This is a genomic window from Vibrio sp. D431a (assembly GCF_030248655.1).
GTDB lineage: Bacteria > Pseudomonadota > Gammaproteobacteria > Enterobacterales > Vibrionaceae > Vibrio > Vibrio alginolyticus.
Genome location: NZ_JAHGAP010000011.1, coordinates 101,386 through 125,023, shown reverse-complemented (window position 1 = coordinate 125,023; position 23,638 = coordinate 101,386). Strand labels below are relative to the sequence as shown.

Here is a 23,638-nt window from a genome sequence, read left to right as displayed (position 1 = left end):
TTGTTAGTTGAAGCGGCTGAGTAAAATCACATGGCATATACTTACCCCTCATAAAACGCAGCTAGAGTAATGCTATGAATGAAAAAATTTTTTTAAAACTAGTGTCACAAATCAAAATAGGAAAACAGCTTCCAAACGCGGTTTACCTTCATAGAGACGCATTCAGTGCTTTGCCTAACACCTTAGCTCAGTTTATCCCTGCGGTAGCAAAAGCGGTAAGCCTTGATGACGAAAGTTGGAATCTAGTTAAATTGTTTAAAAAAGAGTTCCGCTTGTCCTTACTTTACTATCCTGATTTCTATAGCGACTCCTACCCTGCGCTACAGCAAAGCATGAATGTCGACTTATCAAAACTCAGCCATAAAACCATGAGTTACAATGACTCCGATAACCCGCCGATTTTACATCGTAAAGAAACCATGGTCTTGCCTGAAAGCAAATATTACGAACACTTTTTTTCCCTCACACAAGAAGGTGAAAATGCAGGCCTTTATGTAAACAGTCGTATTATTGGTTTCAAACGATCATGGGAGAATATAATTAAACGTCATGGTTATGCGCTAGTTGATGGTCGTTTGTTTCGTTGCTCAGCTGTGCCGCAGTTAGCCGAGATAGGAGTAGAACGACACCGAACAGCTTTAGTCAGGCATGAGTTGTCTGCTCCTATGAGAAGTCTCGTAAAATATGGATATTTAGAAGGCAATCATTCTATTTTTGATTATGGCTGTGGGCGTGGTGATGACTTAAGAGAGTTGGAAGCTCATGGATTAGATGCTCTTGGGTGGGATCCAAACTTTCAGCCCGATAACGACAAAGTGAGTTCTGACATCGTCAACCTTGGCTTTGTTCTGAACGTGATTGAAGACCAAGATGAACGTTTAGATGCTTTGTTAGGTGCTTGGGAGCTAGCGGATAAGTTTCTTGTTGTTTCTGTCATGCTTGCTAACGAAAGCTATATCGCTCAATTCAAACTCTATAAAGATGGAGTGATTACTTCCCGTAATACCTTTCAAAAGTATTACGCTCAGTCTGAGATAAAGGCTTATATTGAACGCAGCTTGCAAGAGGATGCCATTACCGTTGCACCCGGCATTTTTTACATATTCAAAGATAAGCTCGAAGAGCAGCAGTACTTACAAAGCAAATACAAGCGCCACCATAAATGGCAGCAACTCACCTCTCCAGAGCCTGTCGAAGCAAAAGACAAAGCCAAGCTTCTGATCACTCAAAACCAAGAACTTTTCGACGCATTTTGGAACACATGCTTAACGCTAGGTCGCATACCCGCTAACGAAGAGTTTGAGCAATCAGACAAAACAAGAGCACTTATCGGCTCACACAAAAAAGTGTTTGGTCTGTTGCAAGAAATGTTCGACACCAAAGAATTCGAAAAAGCAGAAAAGCGCCGTAAAGAAGACCTGTTGCTTTACTTTGCGATGGGACTGTTTGAGAAGAGAAAGCCTTATACGCAACAACCAGAATCACTCAAGCGCGATATTAAAGCTCTATTTGATGATTATAAAACCGCACTTAATCTCGCTGCAGAATTGCTGTTTGCGATAGCCGATACAGACCTAATCAACACGCAATGTGAAAAGGCCCACAAGCAATTACCTGCAAGTTTATTGAATGAGGGACATTCTCTTATCCTACATCGTGACTACATCGATGATTTACCACTCTTACTGCGCACATACGTAGGTGCGGGTTTACAAATGTATGGCGAACTGGATGAAGAAATCGATTTAATCAAAATCCATATCACGTCAGGCAAGCTAACCTTAACTGCTTATGACAACTTCGAGCACTCTGTACCATTTCTGGTCGAGCGCATCAAAATAAAAATGGCTGAACAAGATATAGACTTCTTTGACTACGTAGATGAGAAGCGCAGACCACCACTGCTCAACAAGCATCTTTATATGCCATCCGAACACGAGAACTACAAAAAGCAGCAGAGCTTTGATAAGCGATTAGGGAAGTTAATGGAGTTTGAACCAACTGAAGAGACCCAGATGGTTCGAGCAGAATTTGAGGTGCTTTTAGGCAAACACAATAAGGAAATCAGAGGGTTTAAAGTAAATAAGAAAGCATCCACTTAAACCTTCAGAAAAAACAGACCTTGCCATGGAAATCTAACGTCTATCCCTGTAAAATACTCGACCTATTTTGGCAAACCAATGCAATATTTCGCAAATTTGAAATGACTGCATAACAAACTAGATCGAAAGTATGTCATTTTTTGACAAACTAAAAACCATTAACTTTGCTTGCTTTTAGTTTCTACGTCAAAAAATAACAAACTAACTAAGGTTTCACATGCAAAATCAAGATTCAGGCTATTGCTACTCCTTTCCTGCTGTCAGAGGTATTCAAGCAGGACGTCCCTTTTACATTGCAACGTGCCCTCTTAGGATCATTCCTAAAATTTTCAGTTACAACGAAGACGACGTTCCGCCTGAGCTAAGAGCTCAACGAACGTTGAATAAAACTCGTATTCCAGAAATGGTTAAGTACCTTCTTGATAACCCAAAAGATTATGTTTTTTCTGCACTAACAGTATCTGTAGGTGTCGATATATCATTTGAAGATCATGATGGTGCACCGAATTTAGGAACTCTAAAAGTTCCTATGGATGCCCAAATCTTGATCAATGATGGGCAACATCGTCGTAAAGCAATCGAAGAAGCCTTAAGGGAAAACCCGGACTTAGGTCAGGACAATATCCCTGTGTTGTTCTTCATTGATGAAGGACTTACACGCAGCCAACAGATGTTTGCTGATCTCAACAAATACGCGGTAAAGCCTAGCCCGTCTCTGGGTACGCTGTATGACCATAGAGATGAAAGCTCCGAGCTTGCTCGCGAATTGGCAACTAAAGTTAAGCCTTTCATCGGTTTAACTGAAATGGAGAAATCCAATATTAGCCCTAAGTCGAACAAGCTATTTACTTTAAGTAGCATCAAACAATCGACTCGCGCCCTCTTGAGCAAAGGTCCCAAGGACGGCTTTAACGAAGAAGAAAAGCAACTTGCAGCTGAATTCTGGGAAGAAGTGACTCGCCACATAAAAGATTGGCAATTGGTTATTGATAAAGAAGTATCACCAGCACAACTTCGCCAAGAATATATACATGCGCATGGCGTCGGGTTACATGCCATCGGTGTCCTAGGTAAACACCTACTGTGCCAAGAACCGAAACAATGGAAAGAAAAGCTTCAGCAGTTGGGCAAAGTTAACTGGTTAAAAACCAATCCGGACTGGATCAAACGAAGCATGAACCACGGCAAACTAAGTAAGTCGACACAGAACATTCAACTTACTGCCAACGCACTAAAAATTGAACTTGGGTTACCACTAACCCCAGAAGAGAAAGCTCTAGAGAAGCAGTTATCATGATACACGAGCTAAAGCTGGCAGAAGACCTAGCCGAATACGAAGACTTTATCAACGCAGAAGACTTCGCAAATAACAAACTAAGCCACTACATTGCAGATGTGCAGCGTGTCTACTGTGCAGACAAACGCCCATGGGTAATTGGCTACAGCGGTGGTAAAGACTCATCAGCAGTAATGTCGTTAGTTTACTTGGCACTACTTGGCTTAGAGCCAAAAGACCGCCAGAAACCGGTTTTTGTTGTATCTTCAGACACACTTGTTGAAACACCTGTTGTTGTTAACCACATCAAAGACTCGTTAGCCGCTATCGAGAAAGGCGCGAAGCGCGATAACCTACCTATCACTTGCCATAAAGTCGTCCCTAAAGACAATCAAACGTTTTGGGCAAACTTGCTTGGTAAAGGCTACCCAGCGCCAACACGCTCTTTCCGTTGGTGTACAGAACGAATGAAAATTGACCCTGTGAGCGACTTTATCAAGTCTAAAGTTTCACAATTTGACGAAGTGATTGTCGTACTTGGCTCTCGTAGCCAAGAAAGTGCATCGCGTGCGCAGGTCATCGCGAAACACAAAATTGATGGCTCACGATTAGCCCGCCACACAACACTTGCAAATGCGTTTATTTTTACCCCTATCGATACATGGGGTGTAGACGATGTTTGGAAGCTATTGCGTCTTTGCCACCTAGAAACTAAGCAAACCCCTTACGGACCTAAGAACATTTGGATCGATGAATATGATCTTGAATGGGAAAATCCGTGGGGCGGCAAAAACCTTGTGCTGTGGAATCTCTACAAAGACTCTTCTGGTCAAGGCGAATGCCCAATGGTCATTGATGAGACAACACCATCTTGTGGTAACTCTCGCTTTGGTTGCTGGACCTGTACTGTCGTAACGAAAGACCGTGCAATGGAAAGTCTTATCCAAAATGGTGAACAATGGATGGCTCCTCTTCTTGAGTTTCGTAATAAGCTGTCAATGACAACCGATCCTGCGAACAAAGAAGAATACCGAAACCATAAACGTCGCACAGGTAAAGTTAGCTACCAATACGCAAAAGAAGGCGAAGACATCGCAACCGAACGTAAGCACGTTCCGGGGCCTTACTGGATGAAGTATCGCCGTCAATGGTTGCGCGAGTTGCTTGAACTGGATAAGAAGTTTAAAGCTGAAGGAAGAGAGATCGAGCTGATCACAGTACCTGAACTTCATGCTATTCGCCAAGAGTGGATTCACGATCCAAATGAGCCAGACTGGGACGACTCTCTACCTACTATTTTCAAAGAAGTTTATGGTTACGACCTTGATTGGGTATATGACGATAACGCAAGTTTTGGTAAAGATGACGCACAACTTATCCATGAACTTTGTGACAACTTTGATATTGAACCAGAGATGATCATGAAGCTTATCGAGCTAGAAGTCTCGATGGAAGGTTTAAGCCGTCGTAGCGGTATTTCAAATAAAATCGCATCGCTATTAAAAAGAGATTGGGGAAGCTTAGAAGAAATCAAACAAAAGCATGCTTCATTACAGAGTAAAGCCGAGTTTGATATCCACCAAAAAGAGATCGAGCGCTATAACGAACAGCTTGCCGATCTAGATAAGCAGCTTCAAAAAGAGTTTTAAATACTGAAATGTTAATTACAAAACTAACTCTCAACAACTTTCGAGTGTTCCGTGGCGTACATGAGATTGACTTGCGCCCTGCTCCTGCTCGTCTGAGTAAAAATGGCCCTATTGAAGGAACCGAACGACCAATCATTCTGTTCGGTGGCCTTAACGGTGCGGGTAAAACATCAATTCTGACCGCTGTGCGACTCGCTCTTTTTGGCCGTCAATCATTTAGCCAAGTGTTGTCAAATGGCGAGTACGTTGATGCCCTATCCGAACTTATCCATAAAGGCGTTGGCCATGGTGGTGTTCAAGATAACGCATCGATTGAGCTTGAGTTTAAATACAGCCAAAACGGCGAAGAAAACACTTATAAAGTGATTCGCGGCTGGAAACGCGGTAAGAAAGATAATCTATGCCTTGAAAAAGACGGAGTTCAAATTCCCGAGCTCAACTACGATCAGTGTCAGGGCTTTCTAAACGAATTAATCCCAACAGGCATCGCTGACTTATTCTTTTTCGACGGCGAAAAAATCGCAGAACTTGCTGAAGATGAGTCTGGCACGGTGCTAAAGACTGCAGTTCGTCGTCTATTGGGCTTAGATGTTATCGCAAAGCTCAAGAGTGACTTAAATATCTTCTTGAAAAAACAAGGTTCTAGCGCACTAAGTCAATCGTTAAAAAAGGAAATGGATTCTCTTGATGAGAAACGTATCAGCCACGAGCGCAATGCAGAGAAACTTCGCGGTGAAGCGGACATCGTTGACGCACAAATTGAGCTCGTATCACGCGATATTCTTAGTCTAGAGAACAAGCTGTCACAGAATGGTGGGGCTTGGGCAAAAACCAGAGAAGATGAGCAGCAAAAAGTAGATAGCTTACTTAAAGAGAAAGTAGAGCTTGAAAAGCAAATCCGCATGGAAATGGAGACAAGTCTTCCATTCGCACTGGCACCTAATGCAATGCAGCGTCTTCAAACTCAGATCAAGCAAGAACAACAGATTAAGAAGAAACAGAACTTTGGCAATGAGTTGGACTCATTCTTAGAAACACTGCGTTCAAAATACCCAAGCTTTGATACCGAGATGGCTCAAAGTGCGATTGCTGATAGCTTTAAAGCACACGTGGGTGAGTTTGATTCTGCCGAGCTGCTTTTGGATATCTCCGACCGCCAAGCAAATACTATTGACTATCAACTCTCCAATCTGTCTCAAGAGTCTTTTTCACGTTTCGATGAAGCACGAGTTCGTCTTCAAAAGGTGGAAGAAGGGATCGATAACGCCTCGAACAACATCGCACGAGCCCCTGAGCAAGAGCAGGTGCAAGAGCTTTTTGCGGACGTACGCAAATTAGATAAGAAAAAAGAAAAGCTGATTATCGAATATCATGCTTTGCTAGAGGAAGCGAAACTCGAATTGCGCCAAGCACTAGATACAGCTCGTCAAATTCAAAAGCTACACGATAAAAATAAAGATCAATCCAATAAAGATCAGAGTATTAGCAATGCTCAAAACTCTATCTTATTGCTTGAGAAATTTGGTGAGCAACTAACTAAAGCTCGCGTCAAGCAGTTAGAAAACGAGTTCATCAAGTCCTACAAGAAGCTTGCTCGTAAAGAAGATTTGCAGCTATCAGCTTCAATTAACCCATCATCGTTTGATGTTGAGTTAGTAGACGAACATGGTATTAAAATCAATCGCAAAGCGATGTCTGCAGGTGAAAAACAGATCTACGCGATCTCGATTCTGGAAGCACTAGGCCGTACATCGGGTCGTAAACTGCCAATTATTATTGATACGCCACTAGGTCGCTTAGACTCGCACCACCGTGACAAGCTGGTAGAAAATTACCTCCCTACCGCCAGCCACCAAGTTGTGATTCTATCTACTGATACAGAAATCGATAGAAACTACACCAGCCTTATTCAAGACGATATTGCTCGTACTTACGAAATCTGTTTTGACGGTACAACTAAGTCTTCAACTTTGAAGGAAGGTTACTTCTGGAGAGAAACAATTAAGGAGGCTGTGTAATGCTACCCAATCGTATGAATCTGACTCGCACCACTGAAGAGCAGCTTAAGAAGTTGAAGGGCTATACTGGCATCACTCCAAACGTATCAGCTCGTATAGCTTTCTTCCGTTCAATTGAAAGTGATTTTCGATACCAAGGCCAAGAAGCTAAGTTAGATGGTTCACTTGTATTAGATAAGTACACTTGGCTTGGTGAGACTAGTGATGTGACTGAGTTAGTTTTAAAAATGTACTACCCAGATTTAGATACTAAAGGGTACCAACAAGCTTGGGCAGCACATGTTGAAGATGGGATTGCTTCTATTAGAAACCACTCAAGCTTAACTAAACTCTCAGTTAACATATAATGAAAGTGCAACGGATTGCGCATTGTGTTATTTTTGACAGCTGTTCAGTACTATTAAGGAAGTTCAATGGAAGCTGTTTTTTCAGGTTATTTACCAAGAAGTAAGTATGAGCTGCAAGAGTTAATCACAAATGCAAATATAGTTTTTGATTCAAGTTCAATTTTCAACTTATACAGGTATAAAAAAGATACAACTTCCAATATTCTGAGCTATTTGGACATAGTAAAAGATAGGCTATTTTTACCTTATATCGTAGGACTAGAATATCACAATAATAGAGCTTCAGTATTAAACCAGCAACGAGCTATTTACTCCAAACTTGAAAGTAAAGTTGAAGACCTAAAAAAATCATTGTCAGAGCAATTTTTACAAGATCAACATTCATCTGTGGAAATAGAAAGTGTTCAGTCTATCGTAGATAAATTTGATAGAGAATTAACAGCGTATTTAAAAAATTGTAAAAAATCTCATCCAAACTATTTGATAAACGATCCTATAAGAGATCAACTAGTTTCACTATTTCAAAACCGATCCGGTAATGTTATTAGTGAAGCTGACTTAGAAAATATTTATAGTACCGCACAATCGCGTTTTGATAAGAAAATCCCTCCCGGTTACAAAGATTCAAAAAATAAAGATAAGCAATTTAAAACTTTCGGTTCTCAAACTATTTGGTGTAAGTACGCTGATTATATAATCTGGCATGAGATTATAAGCCATGGAAAGAAAACTAATAATAGTACACTATTAATATGTGATGAACGAAAAGAAGATTGGCTGTGGGAAGAGAGTGGTTATAAGCTTGGACCTAGACCTGAACTTTTCACTGAGTATAAGAGTGAAACAGGAAAGGAGTTTCATCTTATGAGTCTTCTTGAATTTTTTGAAAACTTGAAAAGTCTAGACATCCATAATTTCTCAGATAAGGTAATCACAGATATAAAGTCATCATCGAATATACCTTGGAAAGATGAAGTGAAAAATGCATTTTCATCTATGGGAGGTACAGCTAGTTTAGAACAAGTCTACGGCTTTATAGAAAAAAATTCCTCCCGAAAATTAACTAAAGAATGGAAGGGAACGGTTAGAAAAGCAATTTACTATTACTGCAGCGATAGAGACCTTTTTTTAGGTAAAGAAAACATATATAAAGCACTAAGTGGCTCGAAATATCAACTGCTTACATAGCTTTCTATAATATATTAGAAATTAGCGTTTTCCTAAAAATAGTGCGTAAATATATCTTGGATATTTACGCACAAAAGTCATTAATTATTAGTTATTTCTAGTTTTCCTGACATAGCTAACCGCATGAAAATACTCGCATAACAAAGCTCATATGCAGTTGCTTTTCGACCTACCTCGGCAGGCTTGTTTTTGTTGTCTTTATGTAAAGCAGTAACCTTGTCAGTTAACTCATGAATAATTTGGGGCAACAAAATATTAGGCTCAACCAACCACTGAAAATTACCCTTCTTCCATTCAGATAAAGATATGTTAGCTCTGAAAGCAGCCATCATCGGATATAGCCAACCCTGAGGAATTAATCCTCCTATTTCTCCATCTGCAAAAATCGCTTTTTTCTTATGTTCTTTTGAACCTACGCGATTTTTATCATCTGTATTTTTTATCTTATACAAGCTAGTTATTTTTGCACATTCTTTTTTTATTTCATCAGAAAGTTTAAGTATTTCGAATACCTGAGGTATAAGTATATTGAAAGCAGAGTTTTTTAATTCAAGGTCTTCACAATACCTTTTCAGAACTTTTTGTTTACTTCCAAATATATCATTTGGATGCTTTTCAGAAGAAGGGTATTGGGTTAAGTTTAATAGGCTCATTAAGTGAATGACCTCAAGCACATCTACGCTACCTGTTTCACCATCAGAATAAGCTATTTCATTTTCCCCTTTCTTACCTTGCATTGCTTGTTTTATCGAATCAAACTTATTCTGGAGATTTTGCAGACTAGTGTCGGTTACTTGCAAGTTTTTATTCAACCCCTCCGCCAAATCAACAATTAATTCCCTATCAATGTTCTGATATAAGTGTAGTCTTACGTTTGCCCCACCATTATAATTCCCATTCTCCATAACTTGTCGAATAGCTTGAAAAGTATGGCCGCCATTGACTATACCATGCTGTTCAGGGTTACTTAAAGTTACTTTTACTTCATGCTGGTCACCAACGATCCTCTTGGATTCGACACTTTCTACTAATAAATAGATACCCAAATTTTTAATAGCAAACTTTTCGGGCTCTTCTTCAAGTGTTCTAACAATTGATCTAGCAACCTGCCCAGAGAGTTTTTCAGCCTTGGACATCTTTGGGCTACGTGGGTTGACATCAGTCCAACGCCTCAAATCATCAGGTAACTCTTCTACTTTAGCAAATAGAGTACCCAGTTTAGCTTTACTAGAAGGACCATTAGGGATTTTCAGTACACGATAGTCTTCTGTGATCAATTTAAAAACTAGATTTTCCATATTTTCCTCAACAGTGTAATTACAGTGTTTTACGATCAATTTGATGGTAGAGCGGAGGAAGGGTTACCCCTTGCTCCGCGGGCTTTTAGCCTTTATCTGCTTCAGTATCCGAAACACTAAAGAACACTTTCGTATCCTTTAGTTTGTGCTTCAAAATGTTTCCTGTATCAACTTGCTCGGTTACGACAGTGCTTGACTGATAGTATAAAGAGAAATTGATTGTCGGCAGTTCTAAACTGATTGAAACAGATAGAATCAAAGGCATCAAGCCCATTTTTTTTAAGAAATTCATTGTTGAAAATTCCTGTAATAGAGAAAGCACAGCGAAAAAGTTGGCTTAGTGCTTTGGCTTTAGATGTAAGTAACGCCTTTAGGCCTCTAATAAGGAGTAAAGGACGCTAGTATGAAACTGCTTCAAGAGCTACGGTTGAAGCAGACCGCATTGTATCGACAATAAGCAACACAGTGCAAATCAAATCATTGGATAAGCTCCCAAAATGCTCTATCTCGCATCTTGACTATCTTCTTCGCGCCATCAATGTATAAGCTGTAGTGCTTCTCTAGCTTATTGATGGTTTCCATCAGCTTCTCTTGCTCGGCTTTTTCGTTTACACCAAACATGGCTTTCAGCTCTTGTGGGCGAATCTTCGCTACACGGTGAATTACCCATGTAAGCACATAACTTGAGTAGTCGTTCTCACCAGTTTGGAAGTGCGTAATGTCTTGAGTCGATAAAATCACACCGACACCGTATTCACGACCTTCTTTTAAGATCTTGCGCAAGCTTGGGAAGTTTTGAGACATGAAGTTATCGGCTTCGTCCACCAAGATCATCTTGGTGATTTGTCGGAAATCGCCTTGTACTTCTGGCTTACCCTTCTTCTGCATTTGTGAGTAGAACAAATCCAGTGTTAATGCCACTACGAGGTTTTGAATCTCTGATGGGTAACCTGCCAACTCAACAACTGTAATGCAATCAACAAGATCGTAAAGGCTTATACACTTGGTGTTGTCGTCTTCGAAAATCTCTAGTTCGTATAGGCTTTCAAGTGCAGCGTATAACGAATCTTCATCAGGTTCAGTTTCAATAAACAAGTCCCACACCTGTGAGATTGTCGGTGCTGGTTTTGTCCAAGTGCTTGGATCCGCTTTGCGAATACCAGCCAACTCATACGCTTCACCCACCAGCTTACGTAAACGCAGTTGCTGCTTTTGTCCTAAACCAAAAGCTTTGCCCATGGTTTCAGAAAAACCACGCGCAGTGTGCACTGGCAGCATTGGCATGTCACCAAACAAACTCAATGGGTTATATGGCAGTTTATGAAGGTTAAACTTCTTACCCGCTGTCGCTTGTTGGAACTTGTCGTCTACATAATCGGATTTGTAGTCAAAAATAAGCATGCCAATTGGTGCACCGTTTACGTTGTCTGCCCGATTGCGATAAAGCTGTGTAATCACCGATTTGGTGAACTGAGTTTTACCCGTACCCATAGTGCCTATGATACCGGTGTTGGTATTCATAAACTTGGCCGTATTGGTTGGTTCCCAGTGCAATGGAGCTTGTGTTAGAGCATTGTGACCAAAGAGCACATTTAAGTTAGTGCCCGATGGTTGTGACTTGAAGCTATCTACTGCTTCAGCACCTTGCACCGAAACGTCTTTCTCCGGAGCCGTTTGTCCTTCTTCGACCTCAGAGCAACGCGCTTCAGCTTCGGTGTTTCGCTCAACCTCAGAGTCACCTGTTTCTTGGTGTACGTTTTCACTCGTAACATCTGTTTGGCTGTCGGCTTCGAGCGCTTCTGCTTGAGTTTTTCCACCTAGAACATATTCGGTCGGTACGTGACATAACTTGACGATATCTAACTCGTTAAGTACTTCTTGCAGTGGCGTTTCGACCAAACGAGGAAGCAAGCCCATCGGAAGGTCGACTTTTAGCACGCCTTCCAACATTTGGTATTCTGGTTGCAAGCAACTTGCGCCCTCAAGATTACTTACAACAAATCCATCTGGGTAATCAGCCACTTTTGCTAACGAATAATCACCTTTCAGCCACTCTTCTTTGTTGTCTAGCAATGCATCAAAGTAGTCTGGAGCGAACACGTTGTACAAACGGTACTTATCTACCTGCATGAGCACTTGACGCATGAACAGACCGCGGTAAAGCTTGCTTGCAAGATTGTCATTGCCAAGCAGATCTTCGCTCAGGTAGCGCAACAACTCTTTTGATTGCTTGACTGCTTTTTTGTAGTCAGGAATTGAACCGGTTTTTACTTCCACTGGCAGCAAGTACATGTCTTGCCCTTTAAAACCAACGAGCAATACATCATCAGAAATCTCACCTTTTTTGTAACCATGAACGTTGCGCGAGAATTCACTGTCGGACATTTTCAGGCCGATGTTTCCTGAAACACGGATCATTTCTGCCACAGAAAGCGGAACCCAAGTAATGTCTGAATTATGCACTAAGCTGGTTACAAACTTATAAGCACCAATAACACCCTTGCGCTCTTTGTTGATGGTTGGCGCGCAGGTCATCATCTTCAACAGCCAATCGCCATTAAAGGCATTGAACTCGTTAATTTGCCCACCATCACCCTGCTTAATGACTTTTTCAAACAGACCACGCTGTGCCGTTACGGTAATCGCATCGTAGCTGGATGAGCTGGTGTACTGATCGGAATAGTGAATCAGCACCACATCTTCATTACTGTGGAAGAAGTCTAATGTCACTTTTGGATCAATGATGGTGGTCCAAATGGAGCTATCATATGAGCGTTCTAACAGGCCTTTGAAGTCTTCACTCACTGCAAGCGCAACTGCGTTAGTACCGTTGTATGGCGTATTTGGCTTTAGTGCAGGCTTTAGTAAAGCACCAACGTACTTCGCCATCACTAGGTGTGGATGGTCTTGGTAATCAATCCCCTTCAAACCAAAGCCAGTAAAGTAAGAGCCCGAATTGCTCTCGGATGCATCCCCAGTTAATAGGCCGTCACATGCAATCCCCGAAGCCATGTCTTCAATCGCTATATCCGCACAGTCCACTTTGCCGTTGTTTCGGAAGAATGAAATATGCGCATAAGCCTGACCATACTTCTCCGCTTGTTCATTGGTGAACTTACTGTACGTGAGGCGGGTTCGCAGAATATCTATGATTGTGTCAGCAAGCTCACGAACTTTCTTATTTCTATTTAGCTCTAAGCTTTCCTTTAACTCGTCGTAGCTTGCCGCTTCTGCAAAACGGTCAAAAGCGTTGAACGTCAACTTGTCATCATAAAGGTTTACGTGGATACAAGCAGCTTGTTCCAAGTGACTGCGAATGTAATCCACTAGCCCCATGAACAGTTCTTCTGCGCTGTCTTGATTCACAGCGTTAATGATGATGCTCTTCTCAGAACCTGTGAATAACTGACAAAATGCGGTTTGGAACTCATCGATTTTTTCTTTGACGAGTTTACGAACGAACGTCAGTGAGCTCTTCTCTTGAGGGACACTTTTGATCCAAAAAGCGTTTTCTTTGACTTGTTGGTTGTAAGAAAACTCATGCTGAGGATGATAAACGTATGGTAATAAGCCTTTAGGCGATAGGCGCTCGAACGTCACATCTGGCAAGCTAGCAAAGCTTTCATCTTGACGAATCACTTTGCGTAGGTTTAGGTAGTAAGCCAAGATTAACGGGTGAAACGGAGAGTAATATTCTTCGCCTTCAGATTTAACCAAACCAATTTGAAGCGCTACTTTTTGCTCTTTGGTCAGCATACTGCCCGTTGGAATCGCTTCAAAATAAGCAAGACTTGCATCTACTACATTTTGTACAAGTGTCGTGAAATCATCTCCCCAAGAGGCTAGAGATGGCGTACTACGGCGCTGCTCAAGGTAATCATACAATTCGACATAGGATGAATGCATTGCGTCATCAATGGCTTGCACCTCATCCAACTTGATTGTGTCACAGTCAGAAAAAGAAACGACTTTGTCATTGATGAAGGCTTCTTCCCAGCGCAGCAGTTTTAAACGAACACCAGGTACAACAAATTCGCTGTTATCAATGCCAACTTTACCTTTTTGGGAGTAAAACTCGCCGTTGTATCCATCTTTGAATAACTTATGGTAACGGCCTCGGTTGAGAAGCAAAGGCAAGCTCAACGAGTCTGTTGCTACTGCACCTTCGACATTGAACCTAAGCTGGTTGTCACCTGATTTAACAGCGAAGTCAATCTCATCCGCTTCATTGGCAAGCGCCTCAAAGTCCACCACTGCGTATTCAGCAATGTTTACAACTTGTTTGGCATCTGTCAGAGCACAAACTGCACCTTCCTCAGCTTGGATTTGAAGCTGATTCGCTTCCATATTCAACGTTAAACGCTGTTTAGCAGGACTAGGCTCGATCAAAAAGATGTTTTTGATCGGCTCGATATAAAACTCACCCTTACGAATAACGAGGCAACGAAAGTTGTATACCTCTGATTTATTCTCACGCTTCAACGCCAAATTGAAAAATAACGGCTCGTTATTGTAAGTGCCTTTTAAGCTTGCGCGGGTAGTCTTAAAACCATTCAGCGTTGAAATAACTTCTTTATTACCAAGTGCTTTGGAAGGTTGAATTTTAAACTGGTTTTTATCTAGATTGCTTGCACCTTGGAAAATCAGCTTCAATTCAAAGTCATTGATGCCTTCATCTAGTTCAATGATAAGGTGACGATCACGCATACCGGCTTTAGTTTCTGAGCGGTTACGCGCAGTTATGGTCGTGCCTTCGCTGGCTTGCTCCTCTTCAAGAACAAGTTGCTGCTGTGCATTGCGTTTTTTCTCTTGTAGAAACGCTTCAAACTCAACATCTTTCCAAGCATCTGTTTCAGAGAAGTTTTCGTTAATGAATTTTTCACCAAACGACTTCAAACGATCCTGAAGCTGATCACCGAAGTGCTCGACTTCAAAAGAAAGTTCTTCATAAAGAATACGGTTGTCTTCAAGACGTTTCTTGATTTGTTTCGGGTTACCACTCATCTCTGCAACGAGTGGATCTTCAAACATACCAAGTTCATTGAAGCGCAAATCACCATCTTCCACAGCTTTATATAGTGACTCAAAACCGAACATGGTCGCGCCATCTTCAAGGATAGCATCAAACTGATCATCCAAAAGACAGTTAGACACATCACGGCCTTTGTCTTGTTGATCAATCAGTCCTTTCATCGCCGCTTTGATCTTGCTTGGGCTCCACACCTGACCAAACTGAGCCAGATCCTCTGCCGAGTTAATCAACGTATCTAACAAGCTATTGTGAATCACCACCAACGCGCAGCCCTTCAAGTAGCCTGATTGGCTTGCAACTTCATCACGTAGGTGTGAGATATAGTTTTCTGTAAAGCCTTGGTACTCAGCAGGATCTTCACTATGAATAACAGGTACGATTTTACAGTTAGACAACTGAATAAATGGCAGCTCGATACCGTTGCTCGCACTAATGCTACTTTGTGAATGTGCGATCATCGCTTGGTACAAACGTACACTATTTTCACTATCTGGCGACTTGAACTGATAGCGGAAGCCTGCCTTGATGTGAGTTTCAGCATCAGCCAGAAACTGCTCAACTAGAAATGCCTCAAATTGTTTTACGGACATAAACTGCGTCTCCACTATCACTCATGCGCTCAACGTTACCAATGCGCTCATAGAATTTAATTAGTTCTTGTTCGGTTTGTTTGTCAACGAAAATGCCACGCTGTTTAAATGCAGCTATCAGTTCGTGGAAACGGAGTTTGTCCTTTTCTCCAACAACAAGGTTGGTTAACAAGATGATGTAGTCTTGGTTAAGTACCAACACTCGGCCACTGCGACCTCGGCTTTGAATGAAGTGAGCAGCAAGATGCTTTTCTACTTCAGAAACGTATTTTTTGTTGATGTTGAATCGCTCGCCGATACTAAACTGTGCCATGGCTAACTTCATGATGTTGCCAAGCCAGTCCAGCGCAGATTCCGATTCATCAAGTGATGTATCAAGCCCGCGCTGTGCTTTAAATGCTCGCGCAAAGTTCTCTAAATCGCTCTTTAGGTGCTCATAGCGAGATTCTTGAATACTCTTTGAAATCGCCCACAATGGTACTTTGGATGCACTCTTGTCACCCATGCTAGGCTGGAGAAGCTCTAACATTGTCAACATTGGGAACAAACGAGTCGCGGATTCATTGAAAAGCTTGTAACCGTGATTTTTGATATGTGTACGTTCATTACTAGCACGCTCATGATCCATGATGAAGTACAACGGCTTCGCTGTTGGCTCCTCACCAGATCGCCAATCTGTGAGAGATAGGCTTAACTGAGCGGTGTAAGCAAAACCGTAAAAAGACAAGAACGATTCAATTTCACTCAGCAGGTACTTAGGCCGACTTGCCAAAAACTTCAAATCATCACGAAATGCTTTAGATAGGTATGGCAGGTATGGATGCTCACTTGATTGCATCGATGAATCACTTTTCATCTTGCCACGCAGAGTTGAAAGCATCTCTCGCTCGATAAAGTTGAGTTTTGCATCAAACTCTTCGACACGCATGTTCTGAAGTAAGTTGGTAAACATAGAAGCAACACGAGAGTCACCTGCTGAAAACTCACCTTTTTGCGCTCGAAATAGTAAAAGCTCAGGACTCACAGAGAAGATATCTTTGTTATCAAAGTACATCTCTCGTAGTACTTCCCAAAACTCTTCTTCGCCTAATTTCTCTTCAAACGCAGACTGACAATCAGAGACAAAATCCTCGTATTTGTAGCCTTCAATCTTCTTACGTAATAATCCACGCAATACAAGACCAATCACCGCGTCGCTATCAAAGTCATTACCTTTGGTACGAATTGGCAAATAACTGTTCAAGCTGTTTTTATTGGGTACGTCTTCCGCCGTTTGTGGCAATTTCTGATTAAACGGTTTGATGTATTTATCCATTGTCATCTTAAATACCACTCACTTCGAAATACTCGTCATCTTCATTGACGATCTTGTAGCGCTTATCATTTTTCAGGATAAACAGGGTGTTCTTCTCGTTTGCAACAGTGATGAGCTGTTCAATCACCTCATCTAACAAAAGCACCGCATTTTTATCGTGCTTATTCGGTCGATATCCCTGATTAACCTTTTCTAGCAACTCAAGCAAGTTGATACTTATTGGCACAGGAAGAAGAGAGTGATCATCAACTTTAATATAAGCATTGAATGCCCCTATCTTAATCACGCCTTGCTTCTGAATAGACTCAAAATCAGGTTTAACCTCTAACTCTGCCGCAGTTTTAAATCCATTGTATTCCGAGATAAAAAACTGGTCTTTATCAAGCGTGGGGGAGTTACGGTTGCAGTAACGGTGGATAGCCGAAATTAAGATATCTTTATAGAATTTGTTGAGATCTCTTCTCTGCTTAGCTGAACCGTCAAATTCCCGATGAAGTAACCAGATATTTGCATACTGATTAACTAAGGAGTTATCGAAGTCGACTTTCAATTCGTTGATGTATTCGTTTGCAAACCGCTCTTCATCTTTGAGCAAGTAAACCATGCGCAGATAAGAAGTAGCACTTGATACGTCAAATACACCGAGCGGCTTCACTTGTTCTTTCAACTGAGTAAAACCTTCATCTTCAATGCCTAAACCAAATTGCAAAACAAACTCATCAATCTTGCGAGTATGAATATTGCCTGGGTCAAAGCTCTGAATGTGCTCCAGCAGCTCGTTATCCGCGCCAGAGAATAAGTTGTCGAAAAGGTGACCATCCGTTGCTAAGATCTGAAAAACAAAATCTAGTAAAGCACGTGCCGTTAAAAATTGGTCTTTGATCAAACGCGCTTTGAGTAGTAGAGCGATAATGTTCTTTTGAACGGAATCCAAACCCAATAAAGCGTAGTTTGCAGTCAATACACTATGACCGGATTTTTTCACTTCATTGTCGTAGAGCGCGTAAAACGGGTTATCTAAAGTTGGCTCAGTTAAGCGAGCAAGGAACTGAGCCGCAAAATCGGATGTGCTCACTTCGTGGCCAAGAGTGAATTTCGGATACTGTTCGAAATCTAGAAATGTATGGTTTGCTGGAATGTCGTCCGTTTGATTTTCCAAAAAAGCCTTTATCGACGATTTCACATTGCTATGTTGGTCAGCACCTTCCTCAGCATAGTTACCCAACATACCAATATTAATGCCAACAACGAGTGGCTTGTCATTTTTTTTGAATTGACTGAAACGCTCATCTAACGCATGAATCGCTGTCTGGCTAGGATTAAAGCTATGTGTCGCATCAAGATGAAAATCATGCGTTGCTCTATGTTTTTGGCTATATCGGGTCAATATCTCCGACTTGCCATCGCCACTACTGCCACATAAAAAAATGATTTCATCTTTTTTTGCAGACAGAAGCGCTTTCTTGAAATCAGTTTCAATTTCAGTTTCGATATAGATGTGATGCTTGTACTCGGCCAGAAGATCTTGATTTTTCTCTCTTTCGGTGCTCACCGCATAGGGTGAGGACTTGGAGAGGATGCTGAGGGCTTGTGCTAAATTCAAGGTTCTTTCTCTTCAAAGGTTGATTAAACGGACTTTCTTTGTGGGATTAGATATTACCAAACGAAGAAAACACACGATACCGTATATGAAATGCATCAGGTTTGAATGGATGATTTACAACCACCATTTATGCAACCAGTGTATATTACTCTTCTCACACAAAAGTTGAATTCTGACCTTAATAAAATTTGAGCCAACTGACATTGCTATGAGTCAGAGTTTTCAACTTTCGTATGACGTAAGCACTATACCCCCAAGAAAAATGTACGTATATTCTGTATACATCAACATGTATCATTTTCAGGCATTAAAACAGCACAATGACTATCAAATGGGATCAACTTCTTCGCTTCAAACTGATTGAAGTAGTGGGGTTGTGGGAAGGTCGAGTTACCACTAATCATTTGTGTAACTCATTCAATATAAAGCGACAACAAGCATCTCGAGACATCAAAGCATTTCAAGAGCAGTTTGAGTTCCCTCCTCTCATCCACGATAGAAGTATCAAGGGTTATCGCCCTTCAGAAGACTTCGTCCCTCGCTTCACAAAAGGCACACCAAACGAATACTTGTCACTGCTACACAAATACAGCAACGAGCACGTCGATGGCTTCGACATACCAAACTTAGGTCATACAGATTCTATCGTTCTTTCTGTTCCAGATAGGAACGTCGCTCCGATCATTGTTCGTGGTTTACTACAGGCAGCTAGAGAAAAGCGTCGTGTGGATATTGAGTACGTTTCAATGGATAGCCCAAAAGGCCGTGGTAGAAACATTGTTCCTCACACTATCGTATTTGACGGCTTTCGCTGGCATGTACGCGCTTACTGTGAAGATAGACAAATGTTCTTAGATTTTGTTTTAAGCCGCTTCCGAGGAGAGCCAGAACTGCTCGATAAGTCGAACATTGGAATGGAAACGGATGAAGACTGGATGATTGAAGAAACCATCCAAATCATTCCAAATCCGCATTTAACACCGGAACAACAAACCATTGTTAAAGCAGATTACGGAATGGATGAGTCATCTTTTACTATCAGTTGCCGAAGAGCATTGATTAAGTACTTGGTTAAGCGATTAGATATATGCGTAGATCAGAGAAAACTAAAATCCTCTCCAAAGAAATACCAACTAACAGTCGCTAACCCTCAAGTGGTTAAACGTTGGCTTTTATAATTGATTGCCCTTTTACAACATGGGGCAACAATTCCAATATCAAACAACAGAAACACGGTATGAAAAGTCATTAATGGAGGTGATTCTTACTTGGGAGCCTTCTTCTAAAGAGTGCTTTTCGAAGAACTGTTTTTGGATCGCACGCTCTCTGAAAATTCGCTTTGTCTCATCGATGTCTGTTATCACTGAACCTACGCCAGCAAACTCTATCGTTAGCAACTCGGGAGCAATCAACGAGCGGTTCTTTCCACCAACTGTTGATTTGGGAAACTGGTCCATAAAACCAGTCAAATACATATGAGAGTTTCGTATATTGCCGCCAGTCAACGTGATGACTTGATTCATATTGCAAGCTCCTGATTTTAATGGTTCTAAAACGACAAAGCCCCGACAACTCAAAGAGTTATCGGGGCTTTTTAGAATAAATGGCACGCCCTATTGGATTCGAACCAATGACCACATCCTTAGAAGGGACGTGCTCTATCCAGCTGAGCTAAGGGCGCGCTACAGGGACAGGATTATACGAGTTCAAACGGGTAAATCAACGGGTTTTCATAACATTCTGATCTGAATGCCTAAAAAAAGTCCATTAAAACGCTTAATGTTCAAAAACACCACAAAGCAAACGTTTGCGTATGGATGTTGATAAGAAATTCTGCGACAATGCGCCGCAGATAATCTGCCTTCTTAATTTATAAGGAAAGTCATGACTGCTCAAAATATAGACGGAACTCTCATTTCCCAAACTGTTCGATCCGAAGTGGCTGCACGTGTTAAAGCACGTGTTGAAGCTGGGCTACGTGCTCCTGGTTTAGCAGTGGTTCTAGTTGGTGAAGATCCTGCTTCTCAGGTTTATGTCGGTAGCAAACGCCGTGCATGTGAAGAAGTTGGGTTTGTTTCTAAGTCTTTTGACCTTCCTGCGTCTAGCTCAGAAGAAGAGTTACTAGCTCTGATTGATGAATTAAACAACGATGATGAAATTGACGGCATTCTAGTGCAATTACCCCTTCCTGCGGGCATAGACACAACACATGTTTTAGAGCGCATTCACCCAGAGAAGGACGTGGATGGCTTCCATCCTTACAACGTTGGTCGTCTTGCGCAGCGTATTCCAAAGCTTCGCTCTTGCACGCCAAAGGGCATCATTACCCTACTCGACCGTTACAACATTGAGCTACGTGGTAAACATGCGGTTGTGGTTGGTGCATCAAACATTGTTGGTCGTCCAATGACACTTGAGCTGCTGCTTGCGGGCTGCACAACAACAACATGTCACCGTTTTACCAAAGACCTAGAGAGTCATGTGCGTCAAGCTGACGTTGTCGTGGTTGCGGTTGGTAAGCCTAACTTTATCCCTGGTGAGTGGATTAAAAAAGGCGCAGTGGTGGTCGATGTCGGTATTAACCGTCTTGATTCAGGCAAACTAGTTGGCGACGTGGAATACGACAAAGCACGTGAAAGTGCGAGCTTTATTACTCCCGTTCCTGGTGGCGTTGGCCCAATGACCGTCGCAAGTTTAATTGAGAACACGATGCTCGCTTGCGAACAGTTCCACACAGACAAATAACGTAAATTTCAGATACGAAAAAGGCTCCGCAAGGAGCCTTTTTGCTAATTGTTGATATCTATTTCAATTACAGACTTAAAATCACGCCCGCAATGGAAGCGCTCATTAAGTTCGCCATGACACCAGCGATAATCGCACGGAAACCATGCTTAGAAACAAATGCACGCTTTTCTGGTACCAATGAGCCCAACCCACCAATCAGCATCGCCATGCTTGAGATGTTTGCAAAGCCACACAAAGCAAACGTCACGATTGCTTGTGAGTGTTCACTAAGTTGAGACTTCACTTCTGCAAGCTGGATGAAAGCGACGAACTCATTCACCACAATCTTGTTACCAATCAGCGAGCCTGCTGTGGTTGCTTCTTGCCATGGTATACCCAACAACCAAGCGACTGGCGCAAACACAAAACCTAGGATGAGCTCAAAACTTAAGGGGGTCCCAATAAGATCACCTATCCAGCCTAACATGCCGTTTAGCATTGCAATGACACTAATAAACGCAAGTAACGTACCACCGACCGATACAGCAATGCGTACTCCCGCCATGGCACCATCGGCTAATGCTTCTACTACGTTGGTTGCACGTGGAATTTCAACTTGGCTAATGTCGATATCTGCTGCTTTATCCGTATCTTCTGGCATTAAAATTTTTGCCATCAACAAGCCGGCAGGTGCCGACATAAATGCAGCAGCAATAAGATAGTTGAGGTCGACACCCAGTGATGCGTAACCGACCAACGTTCCGCCAGCAACTGACGCTAAACCACCTGTCATAACTGCAAAGAACTGCGAGTCAGTCATGTGTTTTAGGTAAGGCTTTACCATCAATGGTGCTTCAATGGTACCGACAAAAATGTTTGCTGTTGCAGACAAAGACTCCGCACGACCGATACCCAGCAGCTTTTGAATACCACCACCGATAAAGTTAATGATTTTTGGCATCACACCAATGTGATAAAGACCTGAGATAAGAGAGGAGAAGAAAACGATGATACCCAGAACATTGATCGCAAAGGTGAAGCCCCCTGTCGCCAAATTACCGAATAAAAACGCAATGCCCTCTTGACCATAGTTGATCAAATTCGACACAACACTGCTCACTGAATTCAGCGCATCTCTTCCTGCTGGTACATATAAAACCAACAACGCAAACAGTACCTGCAAAGCAAACGCAAACGACACCGTTCTCAGCTTTATATTTTTTCTATTTGTAGAAAGTAGCCATGCTAGGAATAGTATGGCTACGATACCAATAATTGAGTTCATAAAATGAATCCGACGGAAGGGGGATATGGAAGGCACCGGATTGTATAGCGGACTCAAAATGCTGCAAGTTGAGGATGTTAACAGTGTGAAAAGTTTAAGAGACCAATAACTGACCAATAAAATAACCACTTGAATTTATTGAAGATAAACGTTTGCTTATTTTAATTGTTTCCATATGGAAAATATGTTTCTGGTTCAGGAAAAATTTTTGTGAAGTGAATCACTTTATGTGTCGTTCTACAACGTCATTGATCCTGTTATTTAGGAATAGAGATGTAAGGTGCTAAACGTTGGTCCCAATGACAAGGGTTGCCGATCTTCTGTTTGATAAAGTTAATCACTGCGGATATTTTTTTTGGCATATGTTGGCGGCTTGGGTATACCGCATAAAACGGCATCGACTGGCTAGCTTTCCAGTCAGGTAACAGCTGTATTAACTTACCCGTTCTGAACTCATCACCCAGCAAGTAAGTGGCAAGGTAGGCAATACCCCAACCTGCAATAGCCGCATCCCGGACGGCTTCTGCCAGATCCACTGAATAGTTACCCGAGACTTTTACGTTCAATTCTTTCTGATCTTTGGTAAACGCCCACCCCGTATAGTCACGCTCCCAGCTTCTGTATATGAGGCAGTTGTGAGCAGATAGGTCATCCGGTTCTGTTGGCGTGTCATGTTTCAATAAGTAATCTGGCGATGCCGCAACAACAAACTGGCAATCCGTCAAACGCTGCGCAATGTAACCTTCAGGCAAATGCTCGTTGTTGGTTACCCATAAATCGAGCCCTTCGGCTAACATATCGACCTTATAGTCAAACAGATGTACTTCCACTTGAAGTTGAGGATACAGTTCGCGTAACTCTTGAATCGCTGGAATAATGTGTAAGGTACCAAATGATTGCGACAACCCAAGACGTACCAAACCTGCTACTTCATCCCGCTGGGTTTCCATCTCTAATGTGGCGCTGCTCACCGCTTGTACCACTTGCTCACAGTGATGAAAAAAGGTTTTCCCTGCCTCTGTCGGCGTAAAGCTTCGCGTAGTGCGTTGAACAAGCTTGATACCAAGAGACGCTTCTAACTGACTCAACTGTTTACTCACATGAGACACCGACACGCCTAAGCTCTTTGCAGCAGCTGTGAAGCTTTTGTGTTTAAGAAGAGCGGAGAAAATCACCATTTGTGCGGCACGTTCAGATAACACGCTTTA

Annotated in this window: 16 protein-coding genes and 1 tRNA gene; 8 read left to right on the top strand and 9 right to left on the bottom strand. The window is 41.9% G+C overall.

The genetic code is table 11. The features are described 5' to 3' along the window. The first annotated feature begins 74 nt into the window (after positions 1 to 74). From KJB35_RS09720 to KJB35_RS09695, 6 genes are all read left to right on the top strand, one after another. Entirely contained in the window at positions 75 to 2,102 is a 2,028-nt protein-coding gene (locus tag KJB35_RS09720; RefSeq protein ID WP_285356926.1) for a DNA phosphorothioation-associated putative methyltransferase, read from the top strand. 217 nt (positions 2,103 to 2,319) lie between these two features. Further along, entirely contained in the window at positions 2,320 to 3,399 is a 1,080-nt protein-coding gene (dndB, locus tag KJB35_RS09715; RefSeq protein WP_053320519.1) for a DNA sulfur modification protein DndB, read from the top strand. Further along, positions 3,396 to 5,027 (top strand): DNA phosphorothioation system sulfurtransferase DndC, encoded by a 1,632-nt coding sequence (locus KJB35_RS09710; protein WP_054576713.1) that lies wholly within the window; start codon positions 3,396 to 3,398, stop codon positions 5,025 to 5,027. Before dndB ends, KJB35_RS09710 begins: the two co-directional genes overlap by 4 nt. Before the next feature lie 8 nt (positions 5,028 to 5,035). Next, the gene (dndD, locus tag KJB35_RS09705) at positions 5,036 to 7,045 is read left to right on the top strand and encodes a DNA sulfur modification protein DndD (RefSeq protein ID WP_285356928.1); all 2,010 of its coding nucleotides are present in this window, start codon (positions 5,036 to 5,038) and stop codon (positions 7,043 to 7,045) included. Beyond that, positions 7,045 to 7,392 (top strand): DNA sulfur modification protein DndE, encoded by a 348-nt coding sequence (gene dndE, locus KJB35_RS09700; protein ID WP_104974355.1) that lies wholly within the window; start codon positions 7,045 to 7,047, stop codon positions 7,390 to 7,392. Before dndD ends, dndE begins: the two co-directional genes overlap by 1 nt. Before the next feature lie 66 nt (positions 7,393 to 7,458). Then, positions 7,459 to 8,580 (top strand): PIN-like domain-containing protein, encoded by a 1,122-nt coding sequence (locus KJB35_RS09695; protein ID WP_104974356.1) that lies wholly within the window; start codon positions 7,459 to 7,461, stop codon positions 8,578 to 8,580. 80 nt (positions 8,581 to 8,660) lie between these two features. Here the strand turns inward: KJB35_RS09695 and KJB35_RS09690 are convergent, their stop codons facing one another. The 5 genes from KJB35_RS09690 to dptF form a co-directional block, all read right to left on the bottom strand. Next, positions 8,661 to 9,878 (bottom strand): AIPR family protein, encoded by a 1,218-nt coding sequence (locus KJB35_RS09690; RefSeq protein WP_285356930.1) that lies wholly within the window; start codon positions 9,876 to 9,878, stop codon positions 8,661 to 8,663. Between the two features lie 85 nt (positions 9,879 to 9,963). Next, positions 9,964 to 10,170 (bottom strand): hypothetical protein, encoded by a 207-nt coding sequence (locus KJB35_RS09685; protein WP_285356932.1) that lies wholly within the window; start codon positions 10,168 to 10,170, stop codon positions 9,964 to 9,966. A 185-nt stretch (positions 10,171 to 10,355) separates the two neighbouring features. Next, complete coding sequence (gene dptH / locus KJB35_RS09680; protein WP_285356933.1) at positions 10,356 to 15,500, bottom strand: DNA phosphorothioation-dependent restriction protein DptH; 5,145 nt, start codon at positions 15,498 to 15,500, stop codon at positions 10,356 to 10,358. Then, on the bottom strand, positions 15,481 to 16,821 hold the full coding sequence (gene dptG / locus KJB35_RS09675) for a DNA phosphorothioation-dependent restriction protein DptG (protein ID WP_225455695.1): 1,341 nt from the start codon (positions 16,819 to 16,821) through the stop codon (positions 15,481 to 15,483). The genes dptH and dptG overlap by 20 nt, the downstream gene beginning before the upstream one ends. Position 16,822: 1 nt before the next feature. Further along, the gene (gene dptF, locus KJB35_RS09670) at positions 16,823 to 18,418 is read right to left on the bottom strand and encodes a DNA phosphorothioation-dependent restriction protein DptF (RefSeq protein ID WP_285356936.1); all 1,596 of its coding nucleotides are present in this window, start codon (positions 18,416 to 18,418) and stop codon (positions 16,823 to 16,825) included. Positions 18,419 to 18,738: 320 nt separating this feature from the next. Between dptF and KJB35_RS09665 the strand changes: the two genes are divergently transcribed. Further along, on the top strand, positions 18,739 to 19,596 hold the full coding sequence (locus tag KJB35_RS09665) for a WYL domain-containing protein (RefSeq protein WP_285356938.1): 858 nt from the start codon (positions 18,739 to 18,741) through the stop codon (positions 19,594 to 19,596). Between the two features lie 39 nt (positions 19,597 to 19,635). Here KJB35_RS09665 and KJB35_RS09660 read toward each other — a convergent pair whose 3' ends face one another. Beyond that, positions 19,636 to 19,941: a hypothetical protein gene (locus KJB35_RS09660; RefSeq protein WP_285356941.1), complete on the bottom strand. Its 306-nt coding sequence runs from the start codon at positions 19,939 to 19,941 to the stop codon at positions 19,636 to 19,638. 81 nt (positions 19,942 to 20,022) lie between these two features. After that, positions 20,023 to 20,099, bottom strand: a tRNA-Arg gene (locus KJB35_RS09655). A gap of 203 nt (positions 20,100 to 20,302) precedes the next feature. On the opposite strand from KJB35_RS09655, the gene folD reads away from it, so the two are divergent. After that, positions 20,303 to 21,163 carry a bifunctional methylenetetrahydrofolate dehydrogenase/methenyltetrahydrofolate cyclohydrolase FolD gene (gene folD / locus KJB35_RS09650; protein ID WP_005382297.1) on the top strand — a complete coding sequence of 287 codons (861 nt, stop codon included), beginning with the start codon at positions 20,303 to 20,305 and terminating at the stop codon, positions 21,161 to 21,163. Between the two features lie 67 nt (positions 21,164 to 21,230). On the opposite strand, the gene KJB35_RS09645 is transcribed toward folD, so the two are convergent. Continuing rightward, positions 21,231 to 22,430 carry a NupC/NupG family nucleoside CNT transporter gene (locus KJB35_RS09645; protein WP_005382298.1) on the bottom strand — a complete coding sequence of 400 codons (1,200 nt, stop codon included), beginning with the start codon at positions 22,428 to 22,430 and terminating at the stop codon, positions 21,231 to 21,233. Between the two features lie 257 nt (positions 22,431 to 22,687). Beyond that, the gene (locus tag KJB35_RS09640) at positions 22,688 to 23,632 is read right to left on the bottom strand and encodes a LysR family transcriptional regulator (protein WP_064376301.1); all 945 of its coding nucleotides are present in this window, start codon (positions 23,630 to 23,632) and stop codon (positions 22,688 to 22,690) included. Between the last annotated feature and the right edge of the window lie 6 nt (positions 23,633 to 23,638).